The organism is Haloferax sp. Atlit-109R (assembly GCF_003665865.1).
GTDB lineage: Archaea > Halobacteriota > Halobacteria > Halobacteriales > Haloferacaceae > Haloferax > Haloferax volcanii.
The window spans coordinates 1,333,484-1,345,806 of record NZ_QPLO01000001.1 but is presented as its reverse complement, the minus strand read 5'-3'; the positions used below and the strand labels follow the sequence as shown (position 1 = coordinate 1,345,806).

The 12,323-nt window shown below is 67.7% G+C and carries 13 protein-coding genes; 8 read left to right on the top strand and 5 right to left on the bottom strand.

What is annotated here, in order from left to right; all coding sequences use genetic code 11:
• Positions 1-44 precede the first annotated feature (44 nt).
• From DVK03_RS07090 to DVK03_RS07080, 3 genes are all read right to left on the bottom strand, one after another.
• Positions 45-698, bottom strand: a complete 654-nt coding sequence (locus DVK03_RS07090) for a hypothetical protein (RefSeq protein WP_115802557.1) — start codon at positions 696-698, stop codon at positions 45-47.
• A gap of 109 nt (positions 699-807) precedes the next feature.
• Positions 808-1,389, bottom strand: a complete 582-nt coding sequence (locus DVK03_RS07085) for a flavin reductase family protein (protein WP_115802556.1) — start codon at positions 1,387-1,389, stop codon at positions 808-810.
• A gap of 145 nt (positions 1,390-1,534) precedes the next feature.
• Entirely contained in the window at positions 1,535-1,966 is a 432-nt protein-coding gene (locus DVK03_RS07080) for a DoxX family protein (RefSeq protein ID WP_004043530.1), read from the bottom strand.
• A 368-nt stretch (positions 1,967-2,334) separates the two neighbouring features.
• Between DVK03_RS07080 and DVK03_RS07075 the strand changes: the two genes are divergently transcribed.
• The 3 genes from DVK03_RS07075 to DVK03_RS07065 all read left to right on the top strand — a co-directional run bounded on the left by DVK03_RS07075 (position 2,335) and on the right by DVK03_RS07065 (position 4,675).
• Positions 2,335-3,012, top strand: coding sequence for a winged helix-turn-helix domain-containing protein (locus tag DVK03_RS07075; protein WP_115802555.1), 678 nt, complete (start codon positions 2,335-2,337; stop codon positions 3,010-3,012).
• 40 nt (positions 3,013-3,052) lie between these two features.
• Positions 3,053-3,886 (top strand): DUF429 domain-containing protein, encoded by an 834-nt coding sequence (locus DVK03_RS07070; protein WP_115802554.1) that lies wholly within the window; start codon positions 3,053-3,055, stop codon positions 3,884-3,886.
• Between the two features lie 345 nt (positions 3,887-4,231).
• Positions 4,232-4,675, top strand: a complete 444-nt coding sequence (locus tag DVK03_RS07065; RefSeq protein ID WP_004043533.1) for a hypothetical protein — start codon at positions 4,232-4,234, stop codon at positions 4,673-4,675.
• A gap of 12 nt (positions 4,676-4,687) precedes the next feature.
• On the opposite strand, the gene DVK03_RS07060 is transcribed toward DVK03_RS07065, so the two are convergent.
• Together DVK03_RS07060 and DVK03_RS07055 are read right to left on the bottom strand one after the other, a co-directional pair.
• On the bottom strand, positions 4,688-4,927 hold the full coding sequence (locus DVK03_RS07060; protein WP_115802553.1) for a hypothetical protein: 240 nt from the start codon (positions 4,925-4,927) through the stop codon (positions 4,688-4,690).
• A 79-nt stretch (positions 4,928-5,006) separates the two neighbouring features.
• A complete protein-coding gene (locus DVK03_RS07055) occupies positions 5,007-5,291 on the bottom strand; it encodes an acylphosphatase (RefSeq protein ID WP_004043535.1) in 285 nt (94 codons plus the stop codon).
• A gap of 174 nt (positions 5,292-5,465) precedes the next feature.
• Here DVK03_RS07055 and DVK03_RS07050 point away from each other — a divergent pair, with 174 nt between their 5' ends.
• From DVK03_RS07050 to DVK03_RS07030, 5 genes are all read left to right on the top strand, one after another.
• Positions 5,466-6,827 (top strand): phosphopentomutase/phosphoglucosamine mutase, encoded by a 1,362-nt coding sequence (locus DVK03_RS07050; protein ID WP_115802552.1) that lies wholly within the window; start codon positions 5,466-5,468, stop codon positions 6,825-6,827.
• A 180-nt stretch (positions 6,828-7,007) separates the two neighbouring features.
• The gene (locus DVK03_RS07045; RefSeq protein ID WP_004063430.1) at positions 7,008-8,144 is read left to right on the top strand and encodes a BMP family protein; all 1,137 of its coding nucleotides are present in this window, start codon (positions 7,008-7,010) and stop codon (positions 8,142-8,144) included.
• Positions 8,145-8,368: 224 nt separating this feature from the next.
• Positions 8,369-9,928: an ABC transporter ATP-binding protein gene (locus DVK03_RS07040; protein WP_006600312.1), complete on the top strand. Its 1,560-nt coding sequence runs from the start codon at positions 8,369-8,371 to the stop codon at positions 9,926-9,928.
• Positions 9,925-11,193 carry an ABC transporter permease gene (locus tag DVK03_RS07035; protein WP_004043539.1) on the top strand — a complete coding sequence of 423 codons (1,269 nt, stop codon included), beginning with the start codon at positions 9,925-9,927 and terminating at the stop codon, positions 11,191-11,193. Before DVK03_RS07040 ends, DVK03_RS07035 begins: the two co-directional genes overlap by 4 nt.
• Positions 11,190-12,293: an ABC transporter permease gene (locus DVK03_RS07030; protein ID WP_004063432.1), complete on the top strand. Its 1,104-nt coding sequence runs from the start codon at positions 11,190-11,192 to the stop codon at positions 12,291-12,293. The genes DVK03_RS07035 and DVK03_RS07030 overlap by 4 nt, the downstream gene beginning before the upstream one ends.
• Positions 12,294-12,323: the final 30 nt, after the last annotated feature.

Sequence of the window (12,323 nt, the reverse complement as noted above, 5' to 3'; positions counted from 1 at the left end):
CGAGAACACGGGAGCGCGTGAGTTCGAAACCGAGCCAGAGCCACTCAGAACGGGCCGAACAGGACGAGCGCGGCGACGACCGCCACCACGACGACGGCCGCGACGAGGAGCGCGAGCGCCCGACCGGAGCCGGCGTTTTCGGCTTCGTCCGCCTCCGCCGCGGCGCGGGCTTCCTCGGCGTCTATCTCGTCGAGAATCTCCTCGAACTCCGGTTCGTGTGGCTCGTGATACTCGTCGATGACGTCCTCGTCGAGGTCGGCGTCTTCGAGCGCGTCTACGAGGTCGGGAAGCGCCACGAGGTCGATGGGGCGTTCGACCTCGTCTGGGTCGACGAGGAGCGCTCGGTCGCCGTCCTCGTCGGGTTCGTCGAGTTGGTCGTCGGCCGCGAACGCGAGGGCGAGCGTCTCCATGGCCTGCTCCTCGTCGCCGGTCGTCAGGAGCGTCCCGTCGATGCCGCGGTCGGCGCAGCGCTCGGCGAACGTCTCGACGCTCCGGGCGTCGAACGCGGCTTCCACGTCTATCCAGACGACTTCGGTCGGTTGCGACTCGTCTCCGGGGGCCGAAAAGAGGAACGTCCGCCCGTCGCGGTCGCTCCGTTTCGTCCGCTCCCCGCGGGCCGCACGGACCCGCTCGACGACGGTTGCCGCGTCATCAGTATCGAGAAACGAAAGCACGCTCGACAACGACACGTCGCTCATTGGTTCGAAAGACTCCGTATCCCGCGATAAAGCTTCGCGCCCCATTACAATTCACGATAACGGGCGGGCAGCCGGAGCGGGTTCGTCGGAGCGGGTTCGTCGGAACAGGTCAGTCCGGGCGGACAAGTTCGAACCGGTCGTCCGTCGTCGCGTACTCGTTGCCCGCGAGGCGGCCGACCGTATCGAGTTTCCTCGTGTCGAGTTTGCCGTCGGTCAGCACCTCGTCGGCGACGTACGCGTGGACGACCTCCCCCAGGACGAGCGTCGAGGAGCCGACCTCCATGCTGTCGTAGAGCGTGCACTCGAAGGCGACGTTGGCGTCGGCGACGCGCGGGGCGTCGACGCGGACGGCCTCGGCCTTCTCGATGCCGGCGTGGTCGAACTCGTCGACGCCCGGCGGGACCGTCGCGGCGGTCTCGTTCATCGCTTCCACGAGGTCGCGGGTGACGACGTTGACGACGAACTCGCCGCGCGAGATGGCGTTTCGCGGCGTGTCCTTCAGCGACGGCCCGCGGCCGACCGGCGCGAAGACGAGCACCGGTGGGTCGACGCTGGCGACGGTGGAGAAACTGTACGGCGCGAGGTTGTCGGCGTCGTCGCCGCGGGTGCTCACCCACGCGATGGGCCGCGGGACGACGGCTCCCGAAAGCAGGCGGTACGGCGAGCCGAAGGCGTCGGGCGCGCCGTCCATCAGCGACTCGCCTCCGCGGGCGGGCGTGGTCGACTATTCGGCGGGCGACGAGGGCGTGTCGAATCCGGTCTTGGGTCGGTCACGAATGAGTGTGTGGTGGGCTCGGAGGCCGATGAATCTGTGGGACGGCGTCGGTTCGGCCCGGTCAGAACAGCGTCAGGCCGATGGCGTAAGACCACGTCGTTCCGCTGAGCGCGAGGAAGACGAGCGCGCCGCCGAGCATGACGAGGTTCTTCAGGAAGCCGGTCATCTCGGACTCCCGTTGGTCCTCGGGGACCGCCCAGAAGTCGTGGAACACCGGCGTCCCCACGATGAGGAAGACGGCGACGGCACCGGCGGCGAGCGCGGGGAAGACGCCGAGCGCGATTCCGAGGCCGCCGAAGACGAGCATCCCGCCGGAGACGACGACGCCGAGGCGGGGGGCCGGCAGGCCCTTCATCTCCGCGTAGCCGGTCATGTGGTCGAGGTTCAGGAAGTGGTTGAGCCCCATGAACGCGAGCACCGCGCCGAAGAGGACTCGCGCGAGGAGGAACGCGATGTCCGCGCCGGGGGACGCGAACTGGAGCGCGACGCTCATCTCGGCACCTCCGTCGCGTCGGCGGTCGTGCGGCGGTCCGTCGTCCGGAGTACTACTATCATTGCGTTACCTGGTACGAGACCGAACTGATATATGTGTTTGCGGACATACATGTCACCGGGTAACCGCGCAGGTAGCCGGTTACGGCGGCGTCACCCGCGGGCCAAACAGCGCGCTGCGAACCGACGGTGCATTCCGGTCGAGGCACATTCGGGGTTCGAGAGTGTCTGAACGTTCCGTTCTCGGACCGTATATGGTACATATATAGTAGCGTTGTCCGACCCTCGAAAGATATACCCCGCTTGCCATTGCATATCAAAGCGGGACGTGTCAATCATGATGAAAACGACCAGCGGAGAGTCTCGTATATGACCGAGACGTGGGATTCCGCGGGGTATATCGCAAGCTCACGGTACCGACTGGCCGTGTGCCGATATCTCTCGGAGCACGGGTCGGGACTGCCGTCTCGAATCGCGGCGGAGTCCGACCTCGCACAGCCGCACGTGTCTCGGGCGCTCTCCGAACTTCGGGAGCGGGGCATCGTCGAACTGTTGGTTCCCGAGTCGCAACAGAAAGGGCGTCTCTACGGGCTGACGGACCTCGGTGAACTCGCCTACGAGCGGGTCGCCCTCGACCAGGAGGCCGAGATTACCGTCGTCGACGACGGCGAGTTTCCCGCGCCCGAACTGACCTCGGAGTTACAGGAGGCGTACGGGGACGCACTCCGAGCGGTCGCGTGGTGTGAGCCGGTGCAGACGCGGATTCGCTTCTTCGAGCAGTCGCTTCTCGACCGCTACGACGAGGACACCGTCAAGACGCTCGTCGCGACGCTCACGAACGAGGAGGCCATCGACCAACCGCTCGAAGACCTGCCTATCGGCGGGCCGGAGCTCGTCGCGTTCGCCATCGACAACACGCTCATCGTCCGGGTGCCGCTCGAAGACGGCGTGAAACTGCTCGTCTCGCTCGACGCGAGCATCGACGTGACGCTCAACGAACTCCGCGATTCCTGTCGGCAGATGTCGGCCGTGGCGCTCGACTCCTGAACCCAGAGCTTTTCTCTCGCTCCACGACGTAGCTCGGCCCGTGCCACAGCGATGCGTTTCCCCCGCGGTCGGCGTCGACGGCTGTCGGGCCGGCTGGGTGTGCGCCGTCGCCGGCGACGGCCTCAGCGTGCGAGTCGTCGCGGACTTCGACGCCGTCTGGGACCTCGCCCGCGAGCGAGACGCCCGGCGGGTGCTCGTCGATATCCCCATCGGGCTGCCCGAATCCGACCGCCGCGCGTGCGACCGGGCGGCCCGCGAGCGGCTCGGCTCCCGCGCCGCAACCGTCTTCTTCGCGCCCGTTCGGTCCGTCCTCGACGCCGATTCCCACGAGGCGGCCAGCGCGGCCAACCGCGAGCGGACCGAAGCGGGACTGTCGATTCAGGCGTGGCACCTCGTGCCCAAGATTCGCGAGGCCGACGCCGTTCTCCGCGAGGCGCCGCGCGCCCGAAGCCGAGTGTTCGAATCCCATCCCGAACTCGCGTTCGCCGCGTTCGCCGGCGACCCCCTCCCGGAACCGAAGTCGACGCCCGAGGGGCGCGCCCGCCGCCTCGACGTGCTCGGGACGGCGTTCGGCGGATGCGATGGTCGGAACGGTGACGGCGATGGCGACAGCGACGACGGTTCGGAAGCCGACGCGACCGACGACCGGGAGTTCGACGCCGAGCGCGCCTACCGCGAGACGCTGGACCGGACGCTCCGCCGCGACGTGGCCCGCGACGACGTGCTCGACGCGCTCGTCCTCGCCGCCGCGGCCCGACGCCCCCTCGCAACGCTCCCGAGCGACCCGCCGACAGATGCCGTCGGACTGGAGATGGCGATTCGCGTCCCGACGGACGGGCCACCTCCGCGAACAGAGTTTGACAACCATGCATAATTATTCACGATAGCTGGAAGCACACTAGTATATAGTCAACAATAGTGTGTGGTATTCTCGGAGGAGAAGATATTTATGTGCAGTGTTCAATCGAATAGGTGGCGTGGCCGCTGCCGCCACCACAGAATACCCAGCCCAGCCCAATGCGTGATTCAGTGCCAGCACGCAGTCGGTCGCGCCTCCCGCTGCCTCTACTCGGGTTCGACGACCCCGCCCCGGGCTCGAACCCGACCGTTTCCACGTACTGAGCGGCTGCCTCGGTCGGCGCGTCGCCCGTTCCCGCCCGATTTCGAGCCCCGGCTCTCCGGCCCGAAGCTACATCTGCGACCCATCCTAACCCCGCGTATGTACACCGGCAGGACGGACCAGCCCTGCTGTCTCTGCGACGACCCGAAGACCGTCGCTCGCATCGCGGTCCCCCCGCGGGCGGTGACGCTCATGGAGAACGCCGCCCCCATCGCGTGGCGCGACATCGTCGGGGACGTGACGCTCCAGTTCTGCGAGAGCGACTGGGAACTCGTCACCGAGTTGGTGTTGGACCTCGGCATGCACCCCCTCTCGCGGTGTAACGTCGCCCGCGCGGACTTCAGCATCCGCGAGGACTTCGAGGCGCTCCTGAACAGCACCCGCGACGAACCCGACCAGACCGAACAGGAAGACCGTCTGCTCGCCGAGGCCCGCGCCGTCATCGACGACGCCGACGACCCGATGGTCGAGGAACGCGACCTCGTGGAGGCCCACGTCGTGGTTCGGGCGATGGCCGAACTCGGCGTCGATCGACCCGCGTGAGTCGGCCCCCGCTCACGCGCCGGTTCCCACGCCGAACAGCCGCGTCGACCCCCACGTGAGCACGACGATACCGGCGATGAAGACCGCCAGCGCCGCCATCATGGGAAACGGGTCGAGCGACGGGCCGCCGAGGAACGGCCCGCGGACGATGAGAAACGACGTGCCCATCGAGAGGCCGAGGCCGACGCTCGTCACGAGCGTGAAGAACAGTTTTGCGACGCCGAGTCCCCGCGTGTCGGTCCGGAAGCGCATGGGAACACGTCCCCCGAACCCCGCTTGAACGATTTGGCCGTCTCGCTGATGTTATCGCGCGGTTGTCGAGTTCCTCCGGTCAGCGCTCGATGCGAAACCCGGTCTCGCCGTCCGGTTCCTCGAAGGTAACGTCTACGTCCTCGACGGTCGCCATCGGACTCCCCTCGTGGCACCACTCGACCATCGCCTCCACGTCGTCGCGGGGGCCCTCGAAGACGGCCTCGACGCGACCGTCCGAGAGGTTCTTCACCCAGCCGTCGACGCCGCGGTCGCGGGCGGTGTCGCGGGTCGTCGCCCGGTAGTAGACGCCCTGTACGTGTCCCGAGACGTAGACGTGCGCGCGGGTTCGACCGTGTTCGCTCATGGCTCCCGATTCGACGCCCGCCCTCAAAGGCGTGCTGCCTCGGGCGGTCGATTCGGCGGTTCGCCCGGGAGCCGATTTTCGTCTCGGGAGCGCCCCCCGACCGTCCCGTGCGGCCGCCTCGCACGCGTCCCCCGAACCGTCAGCATCTAAGTACGACCCCGTCAACGCTGGACTATGGAACTCTTCGGCACCGCCGGTATCCGCGGGAGCGCGACGGAGCGAGTCACGCCGGAACTCGCCCTCAGCGTCGGCCGCGCCGCCGGCCGCGCCGCGCTCGAATCGGACGCCTCCGCCGAGTTCGTCGTCGGCCGCGACGGACGAACGACCGGACAGGGCCTCGCCGCCGCCGTCGAGGCCGGCCTGCTCTCCGCCGGCGCGGACGTGACCCGGGTGGGCGTCGTCCCGACCCCGGCGCTCGCGTTCGCCTCGCGGGGCCGCCGCGGCGTCATGCTCACCGCCTCGCACAACCCCCCGACGGACAACGGCATCAAGATGTTCGTCGACGGGCAGGAGTACGACCGCGACCTCGAACGCGACATCGAGACGCGGGTCGGGGCGGACGCGCCCCCGACCGACTGGGACGACTGGGGCGCGACGGGGACGGGCGGCGTCCTCGACGCCTACCGCGACGCAATCGTCGAGTTCGCGGGCCAGCACGGGGCGGACCTCGACGGCCTCTCCGTCGCCGTCGACTGCGGCAACGGGATGTCGGCGCTCGGCACGCCGCAGGTCCTCCGCGACCTCGGCGCGCGCGTCGTCACGCTCAACGGGCAGATAGACGGTCACTTCCCCGGGCGCGAGTCGAAGCCGACGCCCGAGACGCTCGCGGACCTCATCGCGTTCGTCGCCGACGGCGACTTCGACTTCGGCATCGGCCACGACGGCGACGCCGACCGCATCGTCATCATCGACGGGGACGGCGAGGTCGTCCACGAGGACACCGTCATCGCCATCGTCGCCGAGCACTACGTCCGCGTCTCCGACGCCGAGGACCCCGTCGTGGTCACGACGCCGAACGCCTCGGGCCGCATCGACGAGCGGGTCCGCGAGGCCGGGGGTCGCGTCGAACGCGTCCGCCTCGGCGCGCTCCACGAGGGCATCGCAAGCGCCCGCGCCGACGGCGGCGACGTGGTGTTCGCGGCCGAACCGTGGAAGCACGTCCACCCGTCGCTCGGCGGTTGGATAGACGGCGTCGCCTCCGCGGCGCTCGTCGCTCGCCTCGCCGCCGAGTCCGGCATGGCCGGCCTGCGCGAACCGGTTACAGAACGCCCGTATCGCAAGGTGAGCGTCCCCTGCCCCGACGAGAACAAGCGGGCGGCGATGGCGGCGCTCGAAACCTCGCTCCCCGAGGCGATGGCCCCCGAGTCGGTCGACACCGAGTACGGCGTCAGACTGGAGTTTGCCGACGCGTCGTGGACGCTGGTTCGCCCGTCCGGCACGGAGCCATACATCCGGGTGTACGCCGAGGCCGACGACGTTGACGCGCTCGTCGACGAGGTGACGGCCGTCGTCGAGGGCGAAATCGAGGCCGCCTGACGGACGCCGAGCGACTTCGGCGCGGTCGACGCCGCCGACGGTCGGGGGCCGACGCCCGCGACCGTGAGCCGACGGTCCTCGACTGGGATGTGCAAACGTGGTGATGCGACGCCGCTGAAACCGCGAAACGACACCTTTATGCAATTTTCGAGGCCCCTGTCTCAATAGGAGTTCATAGATATGGACAGACGTTCTTTTGTTAAAGCGGCAGGGGTCGCGGGTATCGCGGGCCTCGCAGGTTGTACGGGCGGTCCGTCAGAGGGAAGCGAAGAGACGACGACGGCCGAGCAGACGACCGAGGAGTCCGGCGGCGAGGAGACCACCGCGGCCGAGCAGACGACCGAGGAATCCGGTCCGGCGGCCAACGTCGGCATGGTCTACGCGCTCGGCGGTCTCGGTGACAAGTCGTTCAACGACGCCGCGAAGCGCGGCATCGAACAGGCGGAGTCGGAACTCGGCATCGCCTACGACGAGGCACAGCCCTCGGCGGCCGAGGAGTTCCCGCAGTTCCAGCGCCGGTTCGCGCAGTCGTCGAACCCGGACTACGACCTCGTGTCGTGTATCGGCTACGCGCAGCGCTCCGCGCTCTCCGAAACCGCGCCGAGTTTCTCGGACCAGCAGTTCATGATCGTCGACGACGTTGTCGACGAGGACAACGTGGCGAGCTACCTGTTCCGCGAGGAGCAGGGCTCGTTCCAGGTCGGCTACCTCGCCGGTCTCATCACGACCCAGGAGTTCTCTGCTGGCTCCGGTTCGACGACGGCCGACTCGAAGAGCGTCGGCTTCGTCGGCGGCACCGAGACCGACCTCATCCGCAAGTTCCAGGCCGGCTACGAGGCCGGTGTGGCGCACGCGGACGAGGAGATATCCGTGGACGTGGCCTACGTCGGGTCGTTCTCCGACTCCGCGAAGGGGAAGGAAATCGCCACCTCGATGTACGACAACGGCGCGGACGTCGTCTACCACGCGGCCGGCGGCAGCGGCCTCGGCGTCTTCCAGGCGGCGAAAGAGCAGGGTAAGTTCGCCATCGGCGTCGACTCCGACCAGTCGCAGACCGAGCCGAACTACGCCGATGTCATCCTCGCCTCGATGGTCAAGCGCGTCGAGTCGGCGGTGTACACCTCCGTCGAGAACGTCGTCAACGACGAGTTCAACGGTGGTTCCACTACGACCCTCGGCCTCGAAGAGGACGGCGTCGCCGCCGTCTACGGCGCGGAACTCGGGTCCGAGATTCCGCAGGACGTGAAGGATTCGCTCTCGGAGTCCCGCGAAGCCATCATCGCCGGCGACATCGAGATTCCGACGACGACCGAGTAACGCCACGCTCGACACACGCAGTTTTTTCGACGCCGCGCGCCGAGCGACAGGAATCCCGAACTTCGAGGACAATGTTGCCGCTTTCACACCGCAGTCGGTCGAATATGCTCGCGGGTTGAACGGTTCGAACTCCCCGAGAACCGCCGCAACGCTCCGTGTGGACCACTCCCGCGTCGAGTCGAATCCCACGAGTTTAAGCGAACCCCCCCGAAAAAAGGCTCAAGATGAGCACCGCTGTTCATCTCGACGAAATCACAAAACGGTTCCCCGGCGTCGTGGCGAACGACGACGTGGACCTGACCGTCGAGCGCGGCACGGTGCACGCACTTCTGGGAGAAAACGGGGCCGGCAAGACGACGTTGATGAACATCCTCTACGGGCTCTACGAACCCACGGAGGGGACCGTCCACGTGGACGGAAAACCGCGGGACTTCGATTCGCCCGCGGACGCAATCGACGCCGGAATCGGTATGATTCACCAGCACTTCATGCTGGTCGACCCCATGACGGTCGCCGAGAACATCGTCCTCGGCAACGAACCGCGCAAGTGGTTCGGCACGACCGTCGACCGGGAGCGTGCGCGCCAGGAGGTCATCGACCTCTCGAACCGATACGGATTCGACGTGAACCCCGACGACGCCATCGAGGACGTGAGCGTCGGCGTTCAACAGCGCGTCGAAATCTTGAAAGCACTCTATCGCGGGGCCGACATCCTCATTCTGGACGAGCCCACCGCGGTCCTCACCCCGCAGGAGGTCGAAGAGCTGTTCCGCGTCTTCGAGGAGCTGACCGCACAGGGCAAGACGATTATCTTCATCAGCCACAAGCTCGGTGAGGCCATGCACGCCGCCGACGACATCACCGTCCTCCGAAACGGGAAGAACGTCGGCACCGTGAAGGCCGACGAAACGTCGAACGAGGAACTCGCCGAACTGATGGTCGGCCGCGAAGTCCTCCTCGAACCGAAGGCCGAACCGCAGGAGCCGGGCGACGAGGTGCTCTCGGTGCAGCGGCTCTCGGCCACGGACAACCGCGGCGTGCCCGCCGTCTCGGACGTGTCGTTCGATATCCGCGAGGGCGAGGTGTTCGGCATCGCGGGCGTCGACGGCAACGGTCAGTCGCAGTTGGTCGAGGCCATCACCGGCCTGCGGACGCCGACCGAGGGCTCGATTTCCTACAAGGGCCGGGACATCACCGACGCCTCGCGTCGGTCCCGCATCGACGACGGGATGGCGTACGTCCCCGAGGACCGCCACGAACGCGGGCTCGTGATGGACTTCGACCTCGTCCAAAACGGTATCCTCGGCAGCCAGCACAGCCCGCCGTTCGCCGCCGCCGGCCGAATACACTGGTCCGACGCGCGCGAGCACACCGAGCGAATCATCGACGAGTACGACGTTCGACCGCCGCACGCCGACGCCGACGCCGAGTCCTTCTCCGGCGGCAACCAACAGAAGTTCATCGTCGGCCGCGAGTTCGAACGCGACCCGGACTTCGTCGTCGCCACCCACCCGACCCGCGGCGTGGACATCGGCGCGATGGAGTTCATCCACGAGCGGCTCTTGGACCTCCGAGCGGAGGGGAAGGCGATTCTCCTCATCTCCTCGAAGCTCGACGAGGTACAGGGCCTCTCGGACCGCCTCGGCGTCATGCACGACGGCGAACTCATGGACATCGTAGACCCACGCGACACCACCGAAGAAGAGATTGGCCTGCTCATGGCCGGCGAACGCCCCGACGCCGGCGCGACCGATGCGGAACCGCCCGTGGGTGACGCCAAATGAGCGCGGCCGAAACGGCGAAATCCGTCCTCCGGCGGCTGACGGCCGCCTCCGCGACGGAGCGAATCCTCATCAGCTTCGCCGCGCTCGTCATGGCCGTGGTCATCGGCGCTGGCATCATCCTCGTCTCCGGCCGCGTCACGACGTGCCAGACCGCGGCGACGACGCTGTTCGGAACCGGGTTCTGTTACGACCCCGTCGAAGTGTATCTCGTGCTGTTCAACGGGGCGCTCGGCGAGCCGTTCCTCGTGAACAGCCCGGGAGTTCTCAAACCGCTCAACCCCGACTGGAACCCGCTGAACTTCGGGTTCGCGCTCACGCTCAAGGAGACGACGCTCCTCATCTTCACCGGCCTCTCGGTCGCCGTCTCCTTCCGCGCGGGCCTGTTCAACATCGGGACGCAGGGACAACTCGTCCTCGGCGGCCTCGCCACGGCGCTGTTTTCGTTCTTCGTCGCGCCGCTGCTCCCGTCCGGGCTCGTCGGCGGCCTCATCCTGATTCCGCTCGCGGTCATCGTCGGCGCGCTCGTCGGCGGTCTCTACGGGGCGATTCCGGGCGCGCTCAAGGCGTACGCCGACGCCAACGAGGTCATCACGACCATCATGCTGAACTTCATCGCGGCGCAAATCGCGTTCGTCCTCGTCAGCGAGTTCTTCGGCAACCCCGACTCGCAGGTCGTCGAGACGACGCCGCTTCCCGACTGGGCGACGCTCCTCCCGGTGGCGTTCCCGCAGGGCGGCGACTTCTCGCTTCTCGCGCTCGCGTTCGGCCTCGCGCTCGTCGTCGCCGTCTGGTTCCTGCTCGAACAGACCTCGTTCGGGTACGACCTCCGGACGAGCGGCGAACAGCCCGAGGCCGCCGAGTACGGCGGCGTCGACGCCAAGCGGACGACCGTCACGAGCATGTTCCTCTCGGGCGCGCTCGGCGGGATGGGCGGCGCTATCTGGGTGCTCATGGTCATGGGCAAGTGGCAGGCCGGCGTCCCCTCGCTCGGGTTCGACGGCATCACCGTCTCCATCCTCGCGGGGAACAATCCGTTCGGCGTCGTCCCGGCGGCGCTCCTGTTCGGGACGCTCAAGTCCGGCTCCCTCGCGGTCCAGTTCGGGACCGGCGTCCCGAAACAGCTCGTCGGCGTCCTCCGCGGGCTCATCATCCTGTTCGTCGCGATGCCCGAGTTCTTCCGCATGCTCGGCTCCGCCATCGACCTCGAACCGGACCGCGAGACCGTGGCCACGGACGGCGGCCGCCTCGGAGGTGACGACGAATGAGCACGACAACCATCGACCGACTCCGCGACACCGAACTGTCTTACAGAGCGACCCTCGTCGGCGGCGCGGTGAGCGTCTTCCTGCTCATCGCGCTGCTCGGCCTCGCGTTCCCGAGCAGTATCTGGGGTAACTTCCTCGCCATCCTCACGAGTCGGAGCACGCTCTCGTCGGCGCTGCGGCTCTCGGTGCCCATCACGTTCGCCGCGCTCGGCGGTATCTTCTCCGAGAAGGCCGGCGTGGTGAACATCGGACTCGAGGGGCTGCTCATCATCTCGGCGTTCACCGCGGTCATCACGACGGCCATCGTCGGCCCCGAGATGACCGTCGTCGGCCTCCCGGCCATCTGGATCGGCTTCTTCGCCGGCATCCTCTCGTCGGTGCTGTTCTCGGCGCTGTTCGCCGTGGTCTGCATCCGCTTCAAGGCCGACCAAATCATCGCCGGCCTCGCCGTCTGGCTCATCGCGCTCGGCCTCGCGCCGTTCGCGGCGACCGTCTACTACGGCGGCGTCAACACCGACAACCTCGGGACGACGCTCGGGACGTGGACGATTCCCGTCCTCTCGGACATCCCGTTTTTCGGCGCGTTCTTCGACGCCGACCCCGCGGTGTACATGATGCTCGTCGCGGTCCCGGCGTCGTGGTACGTCCTGAACCGCACGGCGTTCGGCCGCCACGTCCGCGCGTCCGGCGAGAACCCCAAGGCGCTCGACACCGTCGGCGTCGACGTGAGCCGCGTCCGCTACGCGGGCGTGCTCCTGTCGGGCTTCCTCGCCGGCATCGGCGGCTCCGCGCTGTCGCTCGGCCTCGGCCAGTTCGTCGGCAACAACCAGACGATGGTCAACGGGAAGGGCTTCATCGCCATCGTGGCGTTCCTCTTCGGGAACTACAACCCCGTCGGCGCGTTCGGCGCGTCGTTCCTCTTCGCGGGGCTGGAGGCCGCCCAGATTCGCCTCCAGCAGGTGCCCGGCTACGGCGTTCCCGACTCGCTCATCCAGACGATTCCGTACGTGACGGTGCTCGTCGTCCTCGCGCTCGTCGGCCGCACCCGCATCCCGGCCGCGTCGGGCGAACACTACGACACCGGCGACGACAACCGCTGAGCGACGCTCGACCTCTCGGATTCCCCGTTT